Annotated in this window: 15 protein-coding genes; 1 reads left to right on the forward strand and 14 read right to left on the reverse strand. The window is 55.3% G+C overall.

Features of this window, described 5'->3' with window-relative positions; translation table 11 throughout:
- Positions 1-43: 43 nt before the first annotated feature.
- Genes mukB through cmoM form a run of 4 tightly spaced genes read right to left on the reverse strand, consistent with a single transcriptional unit; the run spans position 44 to position 7282 of the window.
- Positions 44-4492 carry a chromosome partition protein MukB gene (gene mukB, locus NQ842_RS16410; RefSeq protein WP_047362267.1) on the reverse strand — a complete coding sequence of 1483 codons (4449 nt, stop codon included), beginning with the start codon at positions 4490-4492 and terminating at the stop codon, positions 44-46.
- Entirely contained in the window at positions 4492-5196 is a 705-nt protein-coding gene (gene mukE, locus NQ842_RS16415; protein WP_013097294.1) for a chromosome partition protein MukE, read from the reverse strand. The genes mukB and mukE overlap by 1 nt, the downstream gene beginning before the upstream one ends.
- The gene (mukF, locus tag NQ842_RS16420; RefSeq protein ID WP_013097295.1) at positions 5177-6499 is read right to left on the reverse strand and encodes a chromosome partition protein MukF; all 1323 of its coding nucleotides are present in this window, start codon (positions 6497-6499) and stop codon (positions 5177-5179) included. The genes mukE and mukF overlap by 20 nt, the downstream gene beginning before the upstream one ends.
- Before the next feature lie 3 nt (positions 6500-6502).
- Positions 6503-7282, reverse strand: coding sequence for a tRNA uridine 5-oxyacetic acid(34) methyltransferase CmoM (gene cmoM, locus NQ842_RS16425; protein ID WP_257256074.1), 780 nt, complete (start codon positions 7280-7282; stop codon positions 6503-6505).
- A gap of 124 nt (positions 7283-7406) precedes the next feature.
- On the opposite strand from cmoM, the gene elyC reads away from it, so the two are divergent.
- Positions 7407-8186 (forward strand): envelope biogenesis factor ElyC, encoded by a 780-nt coding sequence (gene elyC, locus NQ842_RS16430; RefSeq protein WP_257256075.1) that lies wholly within the window; start codon positions 7407-7409, stop codon positions 8184-8186.
- Here elyC and NQ842_RS16435 read toward each other — a convergent pair.
- The 10 genes from NQ842_RS16435 to cmk form a co-directional block, all read right to left on the reverse strand.
- Positions 8163-9056 carry a YcbJ family phosphotransferase gene (locus tag NQ842_RS16435; RefSeq protein WP_014831292.1) on the reverse strand — a complete coding sequence of 298 codons (894 nt, stop codon included), beginning with the start codon at positions 9054-9056 and terminating at the stop codon, positions 8163-8165. The genes elyC and NQ842_RS16435 overlap by 24 nt on opposite strands.
- A gap of 141 nt (positions 9057-9197) precedes the next feature.
- Entirely contained in the window at positions 9198-9944 is a 747-nt protein-coding gene (kdsB, locus tag NQ842_RS16440; RefSeq protein WP_014831291.1) for a 3-deoxy-manno-octulosonate cytidylyltransferase, read from the reverse strand.
- Positions 9941-10123 carry a protein YcaR gene (gene ycaR, locus NQ842_RS16445; RefSeq protein ID WP_013097300.1) on the reverse strand — a complete coding sequence of 61 codons (183 nt, stop codon included), beginning with the start codon at positions 10121-10123 and terminating at the stop codon, positions 9941-9943. Before ycaR ends, kdsB begins: the two co-directional genes overlap by 4 nt.
- Positions 10124-10168: 45 nt before the next feature.
- Positions 10169-11398: a winged helix-turn-helix domain-containing protein gene (locus tag NQ842_RS16450; protein WP_257256076.1), complete on the reverse strand. Its 1230-nt coding sequence runs from the start codon at positions 11396-11398 to the stop codon at positions 10169-10171.
- Positions 11399-11442: 44 nt separating this feature from the next.
- A complete protein-coding gene (lpxK, locus tag NQ842_RS16455; protein ID WP_063412504.1) occupies positions 11443-12420 on the reverse strand; it encodes a tetraacyldisaccharide 4'-kinase in 978 nt (325 codons plus the stop codon).
- Positions 12417-14165 (reverse strand): lipid A ABC transporter ATP-binding protein/permease MsbA, encoded by a 1749-nt coding sequence (msbA, locus tag NQ842_RS16460; protein WP_096928463.1) that lies wholly within the window; start codon positions 14163-14165, stop codon positions 12417-12419. Before msbA ends, lpxK begins: the two co-directional genes overlap by 4 nt.
- Before the next feature lie 36 nt (positions 14166-14201).
- Positions 14202-16466: a ComEC family protein gene (locus tag NQ842_RS16465; RefSeq protein ID WP_257256077.1), complete on the reverse strand. Its 2265-nt coding sequence runs from the start codon at positions 16464-16466 to the stop codon at positions 14202-14204.
- A 214-nt stretch (positions 16467-16680) separates the two neighbouring features.
- Complete coding sequence (gene ihfB, locus NQ842_RS16470; RefSeq protein ID WP_003858233.1) at positions 16681-16968, reverse strand: integration host factor subunit beta; 288 nt, start codon at positions 16966-16968, stop codon at positions 16681-16683.
- Between the two features lie 170 nt (positions 16969-17138).
- On the reverse strand, positions 17139-18812 hold the full coding sequence (gene rpsA / locus NQ842_RS16475) for a 30S ribosomal protein S1 (protein WP_008499966.1): 1674 nt from the start codon (positions 18810-18812) through the stop codon (positions 17139-17141).
- Positions 18813-18923: 111 nt separating this feature from the next.
- Positions 18924-19607, reverse strand: coding sequence for a (d)CMP kinase (gene cmk, locus NQ842_RS16480; RefSeq protein WP_013097305.1), 684 nt, complete (start codon positions 19605-19607; stop codon positions 18924-18926).
- Positions 19608-19778 lie beyond the last annotated feature (171 nt).

The following is a 19778-nucleotide window of genomic DNA, read 5'->3' on the forward strand; positions in this document are numbered from 1 at the left end:
AAAAAAAGCGGCGCTAGTGCGCCGCGCTTTGTAACAACACACCTCAGGAGGCGTCTGCCGTTCCCGGTAATGACTCCGGCGGCTGCGGAGCAAAGCCACGCAGGCCTACAACGTGAACGTGCTCGCTGTTCTGGAACACTTTACGCACCAGTTTGTAGGTGGTGCCTTTTTCCGGACTGATGTTTTCCGGTGCCGCAATGATGAGCTGCATATCCAGACGTTCGCAGAGCTCAAACAGCGTGGCGATGGAACGGGCGTCCAGACGCGCTGCTTCATCAAGGAACAGCAGACGGCATGGGGAAATATCCTTGCCGCGCAGACGACGCGCTTCATCTTCCCAGCTCTGCACGACCATCACCAGAATCGACATCCCGGTACCGATAGCTTCACCGGTAGACAGCGCACCCGATTCAGCACGCAACCAGCCATCAGAGCCACGGTTAACCTCAACTTCCATTTCCAGGTAGTTACGGTAATCCAGCAGCTCTTCACCGATGGTTTGCGGCGTACGTTGCCCCATATCAATCTGCGGATTCAGACGCTGATACAGTTTCGCCAGCGCTTCGGAGAAGGTCAGACGGTTGCTGTTAAACAGATCCTGATGCTGTTCATGCTGCTCAGACAACACATCCAGCAGCGTAGCGTGCGCTTCACGCACGTTTACATTCAGACGTACGCTGTTCACCTGACCAAACGATACGCTCTGCAGACCCTGGTTCAACTGGCGAATACGGTTCTGCTCGCGCTGAATGGTCTTGCGGATGATGTTCGCCACGCTGCGGGAACTGATAGCCAGCTTCTGCTCACGAGAGGTCAGCTCTTCCGTCAGGCGACCCAGTTCAATTTCCATCTGTTCAATGGCTTCAACCGGATCGTCGGTACGAATGATGTCCTGACGAATACGCTCGCGCAAATGCTGATAAACCGCCACGAAGAACTGAATTTTACGCTCTGGACGTTTCGGATCTTCAGACATGCGCAGCACATCGCGCAGATGTTCGTTATCCGCCACCGCCAGGCGCAGCGCGCCCAGCGCCTTATCCGACATGGAGCGCAGCTCATCGGCAGAGAGGTAGGCCAGTTCACGACGATGCAGGCGGCGTTCAACATTATTGTCTTTCACCATGCGCATTACTGCGCACCAGCCTGCCTTCGCGGTCACTACCTGCTCACGCATTTCATGATAGTCGCGCTCAAGCTTGCGCAGGCGACGCGTCAGGTTATCCATCTCCGCTTCACAGAAGGTCAGCGCTTTTTCCAGCTGATTACGACGCGCACGGTTGTTGCTAAGCTGGCTATGCAGTTCATCACGACGAACACGCGCCCGCTCTTCTGCCCCGCTGTCGGCACGAACGCCGATATCCTGCAGCTCTTTTTGCAGATCGTTTAACAGCTCTTTCTTGGTATCAAAGGAGCTTTTTAGCGAGGCCAGAACCTGGTTGTACTGGTTCAACTGGGCCGCGTGGCTACGCATCGCTTCACGGGCACGCGTACGTTCCACTTCAGCCTGCTCAAGGCGCTGGCGTAATTTCTCGTTCAGATCGCTGTTACCGCTCAGCATTTCCGCCGAGTCTGAATAACCGAAGTGAGCGCGACGCTGCACCACTTCCGTTAGGGCAAACGCCTGCTGGCGTGCTTCACGCTGCACCTGCTGGGACCAGGCATAATCTTCTTTTAGCTGCTCAAACTGCTCTGGATCGCTTTGAAGCACCGACACTACCGGCTCCAGCTTCGCCAGCTGATTACCATGCTGCTGCACAAAGCGCGCGGCTTCCTGTGCTTCATCCAGACGTTCCTGGATTTCATCCACGCGGTCAGCCAGCGTATCATCCGCCAGCAGATTCAGACGCGGCAGAATACGGTTAAGGGCAGCAACGCCCTCTTTCGCCTGTTCAAACTGAACGCGACTCTGTTGGTTATCACTTTCATGGCTGGCAATCGCGCGCTCAAGTTCACCACGGCGGGTGGTAAGCTTGCGAATTTCCGCTTCCGGGTCAGCCTCAAAAGCCACTCCCAGATGACTACCGATAAAGCGGCTAAACGACTGATGCAGGCGCTGGGTTTTCTGCACGTCAAACGACAGGGTCGCAAAACGTTCAGACAGCGTTTCACGCTCAGCGTGCAGGCTTTCAATACGGCTTTCACGCGCAGCGCGGCCAAACAGAGGAAGTTCCGGGAAGCGCGAGTAACGCCACTGACGGTCAGCGATTTTCACCACCACCGCTTTTTCCAGCTCATCAACGCTGAACACGCTGTCATCAAATGACTGCGGATCCCCTTCAATCAGATAGAGATCTTCCGGGCAATCTTCCAGCCCTTCAAGCTGATCGGCAATCAATGACAGATCCGGCACCACAATCGCGTTACGCGACGGGCCGTACAGTGCGGAGAAGTACGGTGCATCGTCCAGACCAACATCGTCATAAATTTCAGACAGCAGCACACCGCCAAAACGCTCCGCCAGCGTATTCAGGCGTGCATCTTCCGCACCGCCCGGCTGGCTTAAGCGTTCAATCTCTTCGTCAACCTCACGCTTGCGCGCGCCAACTTCATCACGCTCAACAATGGCCTCGCGCTCACGCTCCAGCAGCTGTTGCAGGTATTCCGTCACTTCCTGGCTGGATTCGAAGGTTTCGCCACACTGTTCGCTGAGCTGGTTCAGGCTGCTTTGTGCCGCCAGCCAGACGGGTGCGCGTTGCAACAGCGTCTGCGAGCGGGACTGAAGCTGCTCCAGCTCCTGACGCAGCGTCATACGCTGTTCACTGGCGCTGGATACCGTATCGGACAGTGCGGCGATACGGGCTTCCAGCTCCTGATGCAGGGCCTCAAGCTCGTCGATGTCGTAATGTTTACCCTGACGCTTGCAGAACTCAGCCAGCAGACGCTCGGCCTCCTGCTGCTCGCGCAGACGCTGTTCCAGCTCGTTCAGACGCATACGCAGCGGCTGGACCTGCTCGGCCAGATGACGCTGGTTTACACCATCGCGCAGCAACTCACGGGCAACATCCCACGCTTCATTTCGCGCCAGCGGGCCGTTAATCGCCACCACCAGCTGATAAGCTTGTTCAAACTGGCTGTGCGCGGTCTGCGCGACGCTCATTTTCTGTTCCAGGGAGAGGAGTTTTTCCGTGGCTTCCTGTTCTTTCGCCTGGAAAGTATCCAGCCACTCGTCAGCGCTGTCCGGCGTCAGGTCAGGCAGATGGCACAACTCTTTCGCACGCTGCAAAGCCTGCAGGGCCTGGTTGTACTGAATCGCTCGCGTCTGCTGCACGTCCAGAGCCTGCTGGTAATCGGCGAGCTGGCTTTTCAGCTCATCCACTTCCAGCTCGGCGGCTTCGGCACGCGCTTCGTTCTCTTCCTGCATGTCGGCGGCTTCGGCCACCACTTCATTTTGTTCTTCGAGACGAATTTGCAGCTCATCGAGATCGGCTTCGTAGCGCTCGATTTTTTCCTGCTGGCGCAGCGCGGTCTGAACCAGGTTCAGGTGATCGCTGGCGGCCTGATAATCGGCTTCCAGATCGCCCTCAGCCCCGTTGTGTTCGCCCAGTTCACGGGCCATTTCAACGTGCTTATACTGCTCGGCCACCAGCTGTTTACGGGAGGTGAACAGCTCGCGGCGGTACTCTAATGCCTGATCGAGATGCACGCGACGCTCGTTGGCGTGGCGCATATAGTCCGCTGCCACATAGTTAGTGGCTTCACTGATCAGGTGTTTAAACAGATCGCGGTCAGACTGGGTAACGCGAATCGCTTCCAGCGTCATGCGGTTTTCACGCAGCGCGGCTTCCATGTCCTGGAAGGCCTTACGTACGCCGCTGTTTTCCGGCAACAGGTAGTCACGCAGGGAGCGGGTAATGGCGCTGGAGATCCCGCCGTACAGGGAGGCCTCAATCAGACGGTAGTATTTGCTGCGGTCGGAAGCGGTGCGCAGACGACGCGCCACCACGCCCAGATCGAACATCAGGGAGTGGTAATCGGTAATCGAGTTGAACTGCTTGAACTGCACGCCTTCGATGGCTTCGAGCTTATCTTTTAGCTCCTGCAGCGTCAGTACGCGCGCCTGACGCTCATTGAGCGTTTCCGTCAGCAGCGCCGTTGGCTGCATTGAGGTTGGCAGCCCCTGAATCGCGAACGGTTTGATATCCACTTTTCGATCGCGACCGGCGACCTGCTGCAGACGCACGCCCACCACCACACGCTGGTGACGGGAGTTGATCACATCCAGCACCGAATAACAGACGCCAGCTTTGAGCTTACCGTGCAGGCCTTTATCGCGGGAGCCGCTTGTTGCACCCGCTTCGGTGGTGTTACGGAAGTGCAGCAGCGTCAAATCAGGGATCAGCGCCGTCACAAAAGCCGCCATGGTGGTGGATTTACCCGCACCGTTACCGCCGGAGAGCGTTGTCACCAGCTCATCGAGATCAAAGGTTCGGGCAAAGAAGCCGTTCCAGTTAATCAGCGTTAGTGAGCGAAATTTACCGCGTTCAATCATTACTCTTCCTCCCCGCTATCCGGCTGATTGTCTTCTGGCTCGTCATTGAGCTGCAAATGGTTTTCCACCGGCATCGCCTCACCGTCGCGGATCATGCGAAGCTGCGCTTCACGCGCGTCGTCGCCCGCACGCACGTCGGCACCGAAGCGGAAAACAGATTCCGTAATGCGGAATTTGCTGCTGTCGTGGCCCATAAACCAGACCATACCCAGACGACGCAGACGGTTCAGGGAAGAGCGAACTTTTTCCTGTAATTTCTGACGATCGAGATCCGACCCCGTAGAACGGTTGTTCACAAGCTTCAGCAGCTTGCTTTCGTCTGCCAGCGTCAATAGCTCATCGTAAAGCTCCTGCTGGGTGAAAATCCCTTCATTTGCCAGACGTTCCGGGCTGAGGTAGAGGTAGCACAGAATTTTGCCGACCATCATATCCAGCTCGGAGAGCACGGAGCGCGGAATAAGCGTAGTGGAACGCGGGCGCAGGTAGAAGAAACCTTCCGGCGCGCGGATAAGCTCAACGTTATAGCGAGCGTAAAACTCTTCCAGATACTCCTGGAAGTCCATCAAAAAGGCGTGATTATCCAGCTCGTCGAGGCCAATATGACGACCGGCACGCAGTTGGCTGTCCAGCGCCGGAAATAACGGATTCGCCAGCGCCTGTGCCAGCTTTAATGGCATCACTTGTTCAATATTTGTCAATGACATGCGCCTGTACCTTGGCTCCGTAATCGTTAATCGGCTGCCACTTCGGCGGCAGTCCGGTGAAATCTGCTTGCGCGATACCCAGGCGAACCGCCTGGTCTACCACAATGCGGGCAACGTCGAAGTGGCGCGCGCGAGGATATTGCGCCAGATAGTCGCGCACCACGAGACCAAGATCCAGCGGTACCTGTCTGGTTTTGTAGACAGCGAGCTGTTCTTCGATCATGGCCGCAAGTTGCTCACGAATTTCGTTGAATTCTTCGTATTCCAGATCCGGTGGCAGTTCACCGGTGACCTCTTCATCACGCAACGCCATCTCTTCGTCACGCATATCGAGCAGACGATCGGCATTGGCGTAGGTTAGCGCCCACGGCGCATCGAAGTAGGTTTGAACAGACTGACGCAGACGCTGAGCAAAGACGCGGTTTTTATCCATATCGATAGCGGTACGGATAAATTTATGTACATGACGATCGTAACCGATCCACAGGTCAATCGATTGTTGGCCCCAGCTAATGATGCGATCGAGCTTGCTCTGCAAATCAAAGACCAGACGGTCGATAAAATGCAGATCGTCATGTGCCATGGTCGCATCCTGAATGCGCAGCAGGTTGGCCTGCAGCTTATCCCCTGCGGCCTCCAGCGTATCCTGCAGTTCGCGCAGCGTGCCGGAGGTTTCCGACAGCAGCAGTTCACAGCTGGAGATGGCCGCGCGCCAGTCTTTATTCAGCAGTTGTGCGATATCGTCCTTCACTTGCTGCTGCTGTTCGTCCATCAGACGCTGGGTCAGATCGATACTGTCGAAAATCTCCGCCACCGAGTATTTCAGCGGTGCGTAGACATTGCGGTGCCAGTGGAACTCATCACCGTTTTCATCCGCGGCATCGGCCGCACGCTTAAGTTCACCCGCCACAATCGAGAGCTGCATGGAAAGACGCAGCGTGGAAAATTCACGCTGGCGGATGTAGTAATCGGTAATGCCGATGCCCAGGGGTGTCAGTCGATAGATGGCGTTTCCTTCGGCCTGCTCGCTGGTAAAGCGGTTCAGCAGACGTTGACGCACCATATCATTGATTGCGTTGTTGGCACGCACGCTAATGGTTTCGCTGGTTTGCTCAAACGCATCACTCACATGGCGGAACGCATCCACCAGTTCACCCTCGCTCATTTCACCATCCAGCCGTTCGCCGTTCAGCGTGGCAACCGCCAGCAGGAAAGAGAGTCTGTCTACCGGCAGCGAGATGGAGAAATCGTTTTTCCTGGCCCAGGCAACCAGTTCGGGGACTGTCTGGGAAAATTCACTCATAGGTTATCCTTGCATCTGCGGCTTGTGCGCGGTGACGTGAATATAGCGGCCAAGACTGATAAAAGGCTCCTGACGGCAATACCGCGTTTCTAATTCTGTTAAGGTGTCAAAACAGTCACGCTGTTTGTGTTTTTCACGCAGATAATCATGAAACACCCTGACGCCTGTCTTTCCTGTGATCTGCCAGCCGATCTCTTCCAGCCAGCCGTAAACCTGCTGGGGATCGCGCGGATGGTCCGGGGAAAGCGTGCGCTTTTTCTTTTTTGGCATCCCGACCTGAACATAGTCAAAGTTACCCGCCACCATGTTATGCATCAGGAAGCCGTTAGCATTGTAGAACATCAGCGACAGCGTGCCGCCCGGTCGTAGCATCGACCACAGGGTCTTTAACACGCTTTGCGGATCGGCCACCCATTCCAGCACCGCATGAAACAATATCAGATCAACCTGGGTTTCCAAATGCTGTGCGATGTCCTGAGCGGCGCATTGTATAAAATGCATGTTGTCGCTCACACCTTTCTCTTCTGCTGCACGCGTCGCTCGCGCGACCATCTCAGCAGAAAGATCGCAAAGTGTGACGTGATGACCGCGCTCTGCCATTTTTATGGCCGTCTGCCCTTCACCGCCTCCGGCGTCAAGCACGCGCAACGTTTGACCGCCATACGTGGCCAGAATGGCGTCCAGATCCTGCCAGAGGATCGTCTGACGTAACTGCCCTTTTGTCGTGCCGTAAATGTTGCGCGAAAACTTTTCCGCGATGTCATCAAAATTGCGATCCCGCATTGGGAGAGTTCCACTCGCTAACTGCAAAACCGCTATTTTGTCACACCCGCGCGGAGAATGAACCTCTCTGGTGTAATATCACGGGTATTCGCCTGCTATATGGTTAAAAAAGGAACCAAAAAGGATGCTTTTTACCCTGAAGAAATACATTGGAGGCATGATGCTTCCCCTTCCGCTACTGCTGCTCATCATCGCGCTCGGGCTGGTGCTGGTGTGGTTTAGTCGCTTTCAGAAAAGTGGCAAAACGCTTATTACATTCGGCTGGCTGGTACTGCTGCTGCTGAGCCTGCAACCCGTCGCGGACAGACTGTTACGTCCCATCGAAAACACCTACCCAACCTGGCAGGGAAAGCAGAAGGTGGAGTACATCGTGGTGCTGGGGGGCGGGTATACCTGGGATCCAAACTGGGCCCCCAGTTCCAACCTGATCAATAACAGTCTGCCGCGCCTGAACGAAGGTATTCGTTTGTGGCTCGCCAATCCGGGATCGAAAATGATCTTCACCGGCGCGCCAGCCAAAACCAACCCGGTCAGCACGGCTGAAGCGGGAGCCAGGGTCGCGGAGACACTCGGTGTGCCGCGTTCCGCAATTATCACGCTGGACAATCCGAAAGATACCGAAGAAGAAGCGGCCGCGGTGAAACAGGCTATTGGCGATGTGCCGTTCTTACTGGTGACGTCTGCGTCACATCTGCCAAGGGCAATGATTTTCTTTGAAAAACAGGGTCTGCACCCGCTTCCCGCGCCGGCGAACCAGATGGCCATTGACGCCCCGCTCAACCCGTGGGAACGGGTGATCCCGTCCCCGATGTGGTTGATGCATAGCGATCGCGTCGGCTACGAGACGCTGGGACGCGTCTGGCAGTGGCTGAAAGGTTCGTCAGGCGAGCCAGGGCAGGAGTGATTTTGTCGCAAGGTCAAAGTTGGCGCGGTTGAAACGTCCGGTATTCACCAGCTGCGCCACTTCATCCCACAATAAATAAAGCCAACGCCGCCAGAGAAATGCCTCGGCAACGGGTGCGCGCTGCAGATAGTGCCACAGCAAACCTTCAGCGGCCGCGCTGTCGCTGAGCCTGAACAACTCGTACTCGCGCGGAGCCCAGAGCATGACCCCCGGCCCCAGCATTGCCAGGAGCTGATCGCTGCGTGAATCTTTTAGCATGCTGCGCAGCGTAAAATTACCGTGTATCAACACGCAGTTGTCGTTAAAGCCGTCAAACAGCGCCGGTAAACACTCGCGGGTGCGGAAAAGAATACGTTTGTCCTGCATGGTTAAGCCGGTGTTGTTGAACTGATTAAGCGTCCCCCACAGCACCTCTACACGCTGGCGATACCACAGCGGCCAGAGGTTTTCCTGCGTGCTGTCGACGGGGCCAACCAGACCACGGCTATCCTGCCGGTGCCACGCCAGCAGCGCCTCAACGATCTGGTCTTTCAGCTGTTCCCAGCGCTCTGGCGTACGCGCCGGGGCTTCAACGGATACCCCGCGTAAACGCTCAATCAGCAGAACATCCGGGCCGGGGTGTTCTTCATGCGTCATCACGCCGTACACCGTCGGCATACGCACGGTTCCTTGCCGCGCGAGCATAGAAATTTTCCAGGCGAGCTGTCTGGCAACGCCCGGAGAGGTAAAACTTCGGGCCATGAGCGGCATTGGGTTTCCCTGACTGTCGTACAACGACCAGAGCGCGGTATCTGCCTTTTCACTCACACATTCAACCCGGCTTAATTTCTCGCCAAGCAGGTGACTCAGTTCGGCACGCAGCTGTTCCATATGAGATTACCCCCATTAAGACTACTGCTTTTATAATGAGCGTGCAGGACGCAGATGTCACCCTGCGGAGATCAATTATGGAAAAGAAAGGGAAAATAAACCGGAGAGAGCATCCCTCCGAAAAGAGGGATGCCGCAAGGATTAACGCAATTCAGCGCGCACGCGCTCAAGATCTTCTGGGGTGTCTACACCCGTTCCAGGCACTTCCTCGGCCACGGCAACATGGATTTTTTCGCCGTACCAGAGCACGCGAAGCTGCTCCAGCATTTCGATATGTTCCAGCGGGCTCGGTGCCCAGCTCACATACCGACGAATAAAGCCCGCGCGATAGCCGTAGATGCCAATATGGCGCAGGAAGGTATCGCCAATAGCCTCTCTGGAGACCGCAAAGCGATCGCGATCCCACGGGATAGTGGCGCGGGAGAAATAGAGCGCATAGCCCTCTGCATCCGTCACTACCTTCACCGCGTTCGGGTTGAATGCCTCGTCCGCGTGGTGAATGGGCACCGCCAGCGTGGCCATACCGACCTGTCGCTGCGCCAGGTTGTCTGCCACCTGACGAACAATGACCGCCGGGATCATAGGCTCGTCGCCCTGTACGTTGACGATCACGGTATCGTCGCTGAACGCACATTTCTCAACCACTTCAGCCAGACGCTCGGTGCCAGACTGGTGATCGGCGCGGGTCATGCACACTTCCCCGCCAGCAGCTTCAACCGCACGCGCAACATCCGGATGATCGGTGGCAATGATAATACGGTCAGCACCGGACTCACGGGCGCGTTCAAGGACATGCACAATCATTGGTTTGCCGTTGATATCTACCAGCGGCTTACCCGGCAGGCGCGTTGAGGCGTAACGGGCAGGAATAATGACGACAAAGCTCATGGTTTGCTCTCTTCTGCGACCAGGGAACGGGCTTCGTTTTCCAGCAGTACCGGAATACCGTCACGCAGCGGGAAAGCCAGGCTGTCCGGTTTGCAAATCAGCTCTTGTTTGTCCTGGCTATAGTAGAGTTTGCCGTTGCACACCGGGCAGGCAATAATTTCAAGTAAACGGTGATCCATAGTTCCTCCGTATGGGTAATCGCTAAAGCTTAACACATTCTCTTTTCAGGGCGTGCCTGTTTCCCAACCACTTCGACAGGATGTAAAGAGCCCGTCAGGCACCCGGCCCAGCGTCACTTCACAGGCCTTCTGCCAGCAGGCGAAATCATTGATGGCGGATGTTAACCCTTTTTCCAGGGTCGCGGTTACCCTGATGCCCTCTTCCAGATACAGCGCAATGACCTCTAGCGTGCCGGTTTTACGGTGCATTTTGGCATCCATGCGCCCTACCAGTTGTCCCTTGTGCAGCAGGGGCAAAACAAAGTAACCGTACTGGCGCTTCGGCGCGGGAGTGTAGCACTCCAGCCGGTAGCAGAAGTCAAACAGCTGCTCGGCCCGTTTTCTGTCCCAGACCACCGGATCAAAAGGTGACAACACTGCGGTATGGGTTGCCTGAAGTTTACCTGCTTCAGCTTGTGGCAGCAGCGGGAGTAAATCCGCATGCAGCCACATATCGCCCAACCTCTCTACTGAGACCGGGATAACCCGCTGCTCGCGCTGCCAGTTATCCAGCAACGGTTTCAGCACGGGCTGTCGGAGACGATAATAATCGGCCAGCCATTGCGGACGGAAAATCCCCAGACTGCGGGCGCTGTTCTCCAGCATGACGGCTTCGGCGGCTTCCTGAGTGAGCAGGTCGCGCTCGTCGTCCCAGTGAGGCATCACCCGGTGCGTCAGGTCGTACACTCGCTGAAAATTACGCCGTTCGATAACCATCACTTTGCCTGATGTAAACAACCCTTCGAGATGACGCTTATGTGGCTTCCATTCCCACCAGCCGCTTGCCCCTTTCCGTGGGTGCTCGAAATCTGCGGAACGTACTGGCCCCTTTTCCGCAATATGAGCAATAAGCTGCTCAATCTCAGCCGCATGCTCGTGCATCCACGCCTGCCGGTACTTCCAGCCCATTTTTTCCGGGGCAAGCATACGGTGACGAACCAGGGCAAAATCACTGCGGGGCAGAAAACAGGCTTCATGCGCCCAGTATTCCATCAGCTCTCCCTTGCTGAGCGCATCATCAAGCCACTGAGGCGGATAATTGCCCAGCCGGCTGAACAGCACCAGGTAGGGGCTACGAGCCACAATGTTGATGGTGTCGATTTGCAACAACGACATGCGTTGCACGGTAGTGAGGATATCGGCAGGCTGCGAGCGGCGACGGGGCTTTTTAAGGAGTCCCTGCGCGGCAAGGTGTAAATTACGTGCGGCTGAAAGCGAGAGTTGCGGTAAAGACATGCGTTTTCCTGTCAGTCAAAGCGCCACCAGAACCGCGTAAGCTGTTAATGCACCAACGCAATCAGTTCCTGGAGCAAGTGTTCCGGTTGCTCACCGCTGAGTTCAGCGTCAACCGGCAGATACCACCAGTTTTCTTTCGCAAAGGCACGGCATTTCACCGCATCTTTTTCAGTCATGATTAACGTCTGACCGGGCGTCGTCAAGGCGTCAACCTGTTCCGCCACCAGCACCTGGTGATCGGCCAGTGGAACACGTTTTTCAATCCGGGCACCACACTGCTCCAGCGTCGCGAAGAAACGCGGAGGATGGCCAATGCCCGCCATCGCGACCAGCGCAGGTAACCGGGAAACGGCCTGGCGTTCGCCGGTCAACAGGTTAACCGCCATGCCTGGCTGGAGTTGCATCGGGATCTCACCCGGCCTTGCAGCACCGCCATTAACAATCACCGCATCCACGGACTTCAGGCGCGAAGCGCGTTCTCGCATGGGGCCTGCAGGCAGCCACCAGCCGTTGCCAAAACGGCGGACGCCATCAATGACCACAATCTCTTTATCACGCGCCAGCGCGTAATGTTGCAGGCCATCATCGGTAATGATTATTTGTACGTCGTGTTCAGCAAGCAGCGCCTGAACGGCGTCACTGCGTACCGGAGAGACTGCGACAGGCGCGCCAGTACGCTGATAAATCAATACTGGCTCATCACCTGCCTCGGCGGTCGTCGTGTCCGGTGCCAGCAGCAGAGGATATTGCGCCGCTTTACCGCCGTACCCTCGCGACACCACACCGGGGCGGATACCACGCTTTTGCAGTTGCTCAACCAGCCAGATGACCACCGGGGTTTTACCGTTCCCCCCTGCCGTGAGGTTACCCACCACAACAACCGGGACCGGCGCGCGCCACGCACGCTTTAGCCCCAGACGGTAAAACAGACGAATAACGCCGCTCACCAGGCCATACAGCCAGGAGAGCGGCAGAAGCAGCAGCCACAGCGGGGACTCACCGGACCAGATGCGGGCAATCATTCGCCGAACTGCATCTTATGGAGCTGAGCGTAAACACCACGGTGCGCCAGTAAATCCGTATGGCTACCGCGCTCTACAATGACCCCATCCTCCACAACGACGATTTCGTCAGCCTGTTCGATAGTCGACAGACGGTGCGCAATCACCAGTGACGTACGGTTCTTTTGCAGTTCATCCAGCGCGGACTGGATTGCGCGTTCAGACTCTGTATCCAGCGCAGAGGTTGCTTCGTCGAGGATCAGAATAGGGCTGTTGCGCAGCAACGCACGGGCAATGGCGATACGCTGACGCTGTCCACCGGAGAGCAGAACGCCATTCTCACCGATGATCGTATCCAGACCGTTGTCCATCTTGTTGATAAAGTCCATGGCATAGGCCATGCGAGCGGCTTCTTCAATTTGCTCGCGGCTATACTCTTCAGTGCGCGCATAGGCAATGTTGTTCGCAACAGTATCGTTGAACAGATGCACGTTCTGAGAGACCAGCGCAACCTGGTTACGCAGCGACTGCAGGGTGTATTCCCGCAGGTCGTGACCGTCTAACAGAATTTCACCTTCGTGAATGTCGTAGAAACGGGTGATCAGGCTGGCAATAGTGGATTTACCCGAGCCGGAACGGCCGACCAGCGCCACGGTTTTACCGGCCGGAATGGTCAGGTTGATGTTACGTAATGCTGGAACTTCACGACCAGGATAGGTGAAGGTCACGTTGCGGAATTCGACATCGCCCTTTGCGCGCTCGATGACGCGGGTACCTTCGTCTTTCTCTTGCTCGGAATCCAGGATGCTGAACAGCGTCTGGCATGCAGCCATCCCGCGCTGGAACTGGGCGTTAACGTTGGTCAGCGACTTCAGCGGACGCATCAGCGCAATCATGGAAGAGAACACAACGGTGATGGTCCCCGCCGTCAGCGTTTCCATTACGCTCGGGAAGCTTGCCGCATACAGGACGAATGCCAGAGCCAGAGAGGCAATCAGCTGAATAATGGGGTCAGAGATTGAAGAGGCCGAGACCATTTTCATCCCCTGCAGACGCATTTTGTTGCTGACCTTATCGAAGCGTTTTGTTTCAACATCCTGCCCGCCGAAAATTAACACCTCTTTATGCCCTTTCAGCATCTGCTCTGCGCTGGTGGTTACCTGCCCCATGGTATTCTGCATGTTCTTACTGATATTGCGAAAACGCTTTGAGACGACGCGGATCGCGACAGAAACCACCGGAGCCAGCACGATAAGGATCAGCGACAGTTGCCAGCTGTAGTAAAACATCATCACGAACAGGCCGATAATCGACGCCCCCTCACGCACAACGGTGATCAGGGCGCTCGAAGACGATGAGGCCACTTGCTCGGAGTCGTAGGTAATACGTGACAGTAAGGTACCCGTCGATTGCTTATCAAAGAAGGCCACCGGCATGCCCATCATGTGGCTGAACAGCCGACGGCGCATTGTCATGACCACTTTTCCTGACACCCAGGAGATGCAGTAGCTGGAAATATAGCTGGAGATACCGCGTAAGATCATCAGTCCGATAACCACCAGTGGCATCCATAGCAACACTGAGCGATCCGTTTTACCAAAACCGTCGTCCAGTAACGGTTTGAGGAGCGATAACATAAAAGTATCGCTGGCTGCGTTGAGGACTAACGCTATACCCGCCACGATCAAGCCTGCTTTAAAAGGTGCAATCATCGGCCAGAGTCGGCGGAAGGTTTGCCACGTGGAGAGATCTTTGTCGTTATGCATTCAAAAAACCAGCATCTGTTGAAATAGCCGCATATTCTACCCGTTATCGACGGGCGCGCCAAACCACTGATGATACCAACGCGGTAAATATTGTTCCCGCAACCGCCGGATTTGCCATGAATGTTGCGAAAACGTCACCGATATTTGTCCGGAATGAGGGGTATCCTGCCAGATATAGCCCTCCTTTCGATAACGTCTGACCACTCTCGTGGACGGGAATCGCCACGCATTGTAACGGGCCGCAGAATCCAGCGCGATTTGTCCCTCCACCCGTTGTACCAGCGGCAACGATGACGAAGTATTACTGCCATGGTGCGGCACCTGTATCACCGTTGACGTCAGATAACGCCAGTAATGGCTAAGCATAGCCTGTTCCGCTTGCGCTTCAATGTCCCCTGTCAGCAAAACACTCTGCTCACCGTCATCGATTTTAACTACGCAGGAGCGATTGTTACCCTGGGTAGAGGATCCCGCCGGTGGCCAGTGAACGGTCAATGTCAGCCCCTGCCATTTCCACTGCTGTCCACGAAAGCAGGGAAGATGCTGTGCCCACCCCAGCGGGCTTCTTACCCACAAGCCGGGCCATGCCGCCTGCATCGATGCCAGACCACCAGCATGGTCCAGGTGCTCGTGACTGAGAATAACGCCCTCTGGTTGCAGGTGATGCCAGCGTAACCACGGAATAATCAGCTGCTGCGCACTATCTCCCCCAGGCCAGCCGGGACCGGTGTCGTATAGAAGCGCTTTACCCTGCCGCTCAATAACCATTGATAGCCCCTGCCCCACATCCAGCATATGCAACGTCCAGCTATCGGTTTTCTCCGTTCGCATGAATGGAGATGCCAGCACGACAGTTCCGGTCAGACACACCGCCGGCATGCTTTTCCAGGAGCGAAAGCGCCAGCCGATAATGGCCAGCCAGGGCAGCAATGTCAGGTACTGCCAGCGCTCATCGACATCCTGCCAGCCATCAGGCAGGCGCTGCAGCAGCCAGAACAATCCGGCCAGGGACTTATCTGCTGCAAACCATATGCCAGTCTCCAGGGAGGCCAGCGGGAGCAGGTGCAGTAGCATACCGAGCAGGATCAGCGGAACCGAGATAAAGGTCACCAGCGGAACGGCAAAGAGATTGGCCACCAGCGAAGAGACGCTGAAGCCATGGAACATCAACACCTGCAAAGGCAGGAGCAGCAGCAACATTCCGACCTGCAGATAAATGAGATTCACCAGGGGGCGCACCCGGCGAGTCCAGCGCCAGCTGGGGGCTGGCAACCACTGATACCAGAAAATCAATGCGGCGACGGCAAATGCAGACAGAGCCAGACTCTGAGAAAGCACCGCCAGCGGATCAACGATGAGTATCGCTGCAATACAGCTACACCAGATCTGCCATGCAGACCACTGACGCGCGCCGATCCGCAGAGCGGCCAGCACCGCAAGCGCAATGACCGTGCGTAATGCTGGCGGCTGTAGACCCGTTAGCCATGCGTAGAAAGCCGCAAAAAACAGTCCCGCAAACAGAGGCATTTGCCAGCGGATCCACTGACACGGCAATAAAAACTGAAAACCCCTGGCAAGCAACCAGACAATGGAAGCCGCCAGTGCGATATGCAAACCCGAGATCGCCATCAGATGCGACGTGCCGGTTTCACGCATCAGGTTTTTTATTTCCCGGGGGACATCCAGGCGTTCACCCATCCCCAGCCCCAGGATCACGGCTCCCCAGCGATAAGGTGAAAGCGTGTCGTGCAGTGATGACAGATAGCGGGCACGAAGACTGCAGCGTTCATCGACGATTGCCGCCTGCGTAAAACGTCCGCTCAGCGTTTGATGTCGGGCAAAAGCATTTCGCTGAGGATCATACCCACCATCATTCAGTTCCCCATGTACAGGCCTGAGCCGGAGCGTCATGGCCCAGCGCTGACCCGCGCACGCCTTTTGTGGCAGGTAATTGCCATAAAGTACGATCCCCGTCGATGCCCACCAGCGTTTGCCATCAAGCGTGACAATCTTTCCCTGATGCATCGTTGCCCCATCGGTGGCCGTGATCTCTACCTCTGCCTTTACCGCACCGGTGGTTAAATGCTGCATCGGCCAGACGCTTTCCTGCGCGGCCAGAATACCCCAGACGCAAAATAGCAAACCGATCCCGACAAACTTCAGGCTGACGTTCCGCTGAATGCCCAGCACTATCCCGCCAGCGAACATGACCCACACGGTTTCGCACGCGGGTAGTTCAGGTAACCAGAATAACGGCGCTATCGCCAGAATGGCGCACAGACTTAGTGTGGGAATTCCCATTACGACCTCCCTGTTTCAGGGCGGCAGTATGTAAGAAGAGGGAGAGAGGCGTCAGTTGAATAAAATGCAGGTTACAGCGCGCGCTGCACTGTTTTTGTCGGTTTGCAGAAAACGACACGGAGATTGCGGCGAAGCTTCAGAATAAAAACGATAAGTACAAAAAAAGCACCCGAAGGTGCTTTCTTTCGAACCCAGTTTAACCTGATGGCTAAACTCAGTTGCCGTAAATATTGGCGCGATCGCGCAGTTCTTTACCCGGCTTAAAGTGTGGAACGTACTTACCTTCCAGCTCGACTTTATCGCCAGTCTTCGGGTTACGCCCGGTACGTGGAGCACGATAGTGCAGAGAAAAACTACCGAAACCGCGGATTTCAATGCGCTCGCCCTGGGCAAGAGTGGTGGCCATATGCTCCAGCATCTCTTTTACGGCATCTTCCACTGCTTTGGCTGGGATATGCGGTTGCTGACTGGCAAGTCTCTCAATCAATTCTGACTTGGTCATGATTCCTCCGGTTCCTTTCAAACCAATTAGCTGAACAGCTCATTAAACAAGGGCGGCCGTAGCCGCCCTTTGTTATTGATTACAGGACGAATCCTGCAATCTGTCAAGTTTGCTCCTCATCCTTCGCGCGATAAATGCGTTACCGCTCAAAGGATGCTGAGGACTTGATATTACTCGCCTTTAGCTGCTTTGAAAGCTTCAGCCATTGCGTTGTTAGAGAAGTTTGCATCTTCCTGTTTGTTAACAGTTGCGATTGCATCTTTCTCATCAGCTTCGTCTTTAGCACGAACAGACAGGCTGATTGCACGGTTCTTACGGTCAACACCGGTGAACTTAGCTTCAACATCGTCGCCAACGTTCAGAACCAGAGTGGCATCTTCAACGCGGTCACGTGAAGCTTCAGAAGCGCGCAGGTAACCTTCAACGCCGTCAGCCAGTTCTACGGTTGCGCCTTTAGCGTCAACTGCAGTCACTTTACCGTTTACGATTGCGCCTTTCTTGTTCAGTGCAACCCAGTTGTTGAACGGATCTTCTGCGAGCTGTTTAACGCCCAGGGAGATACGCTCACGCTCTGCGTCAACCTGCAGAACAACTGCTGCGATTTCGTCGCCTTTTTTGTATTCACGAACTGCTTCTTCGCCTGCAACGTTCCAGGAGATGTCAGACAGGTGAACCAGGCCGTCGATGCCGCCGTCCAGGCCGATGAAGATACCGAAGTCAGTGATAGACTTGATTTTACCTTCAACACGGTCGCCCTTGTTGTGGGTTTCCGCGAACTGCTGCCATGGGTTGTTTTTGCACTGCTTCAGGCCCAGGGAGATACGACGACGTTCTTCGTCGATATCCAGAACCATAACTTCCACTACGTCACCAACGTTAACAACTTTGGATGGGTGGATGTTTTTGTTGGTCCAGTCCATTTCGGAAACGTGTACCAGACCTTCAACGCCTTCTTCGATTTCAACGAAGCAGCCGTAGTCAGTCAGGTTGGTCACGCGGCCAGTCAGTTTGGTACCTTCTGGGTAACGCTTAGCGATAGCTACCCATGGATCTTCGCCCAGCTGTTTCAGGCCGAGGGATACACGAGTACGCTCGCGGTCGAACTTCAGCACTTTAACAGTGATTTCGTCGCCCACGTTCACGATTTCGCTTGGGTGCTTAACGCGTTTCCACGCCATGTCGGTGATGTGCAGCAGGCCATCAACGCCGCCCAGGTCAACGAATGCGCCGTAGTCAGTGAGGTTCTTAACGATACCTTTGACTTCCATGCCTTCCTGCAGGTTTTCCAGCAGCTGATCACGTTCTGCGCTGTTTTCGGATTCGATAACGGCACGACGGGAAACAACAACGTTGTTACGCTTCTGGTCCAGCTTGATTACTTTGAACTCAAGCTCTTTGCCTTCCAGGTGCAGGGTGTCACGGACTGGACGAACGTCTACCAGTGAACCTGGCAGGAACGCACGAATACCATTCAGCTCAACAGTGAAGCCACCTTTAACTTTGCCGTTGATAACACCGACCACAGTTTCAGCTTCTTCGTAAGCTTTCTCCAGCGTGATCCATGCTTCGTGACGTTTAGCTTTTTCACGAGACAGCAGGGTTTCGCCGAAGCCGTCTTCTACTGCGTCCAGAGCAACGTCAACTTCGTCACCTACCTGGATTTCCAGCTCGCCCTGGGCGTTTTTGAACTGCTCTGCCGGAATGGCGGACTCAGATTTCAGACCGGCGTCAACCAGTACTACGTCTTTGTCGATAGCAACAACAACACCGCGAACGATGGAACCCGGACGGGTTTCGATTTCTTTTAAGGATTCTTCAAACAGTTGAGCAAAAGATTCAGTCATGTTTAATCTTCAGGTTAATATTAACGTCCACCTGGCTCCGTGCCGGATGGGGTTGTTTCACATACCCGCCGTCAATCCATTGCAGCGGGGGTACTGCTAAATCGGTCGCGATTACGCGAGTGCCAGTTTCTGGCGCGCATATTGTAGCGCTTTTTCAATCACTTGCTCAATAGTTAAACTGGTGGAATCCAGAACTAGTGCATCTTCTGCAGGAACAAGTGGGGCGACGGCGCGGTTACGATCGCGGTCATCGCGCTCTTTTATCTCGGATAAAAGGCGATCAAAGTTAACACTAAACCCCTTCTCCTGCAACTGAAGCATGCGGCGTTGAGCCCGTTCTTCCGAGGAGGCGTCAAGGAAAATTTTCACTGGCGCATCAGGGAAAACCACCGTCCCCATATCTCGCCCGTCAGCAATCAGACCCGGCGCTTCGCGGAAAGCGCGTTGACGGCGTAACAGAGCTTCACGAACGCGCGGGAAAGCCGCCACCTGAGAGGCCGCATTAGCAACCTCTTGCGTACGAATTTCGCCGCTTACATCTTCCCCTTCCAGGATCACTTCGAGGTTGCCATCGGTCGAGACAAAACGCACATCCAGATGCGCAGCCAGCGGAACCAGCGCCTCTTCAGACGCAACATCCACATGGTGATGCAGCGCTGCCAGCGCCAGCACGCGATAGATAGCTCCCGAATCTAAAAGATGCCATTGCAATGCTTCCGCCATCGCCTTGCACAGAGTTCCTTTCCCTGCGCCACTAGGCCCATCAATGGTGATTACCGGGGCAACTGCCGTCATCTTTTTCTCCTTAATAAAGGCATACCGTTAACATGAACGCCGCGCATTATACGCGCCAACGTGCGCAACTGTTACCTTTGCGTGCAAATTACGGAATTAATGAAGCAGAGTGTAGAAGAAATGGGCGGGAACAAACGTCAGAAAACGTAAGGAAATGCCGCATCGGGTGAT

This window comes from Enterobacter cloacae complex sp. R_G8 (assembly GCF_024599795.1).
Taxonomy (GTDB): Bacteria; Pseudomonadota; Gammaproteobacteria; order Enterobacterales; family Enterobacteriaceae; genus Enterobacter; species Enterobacter dissolvens.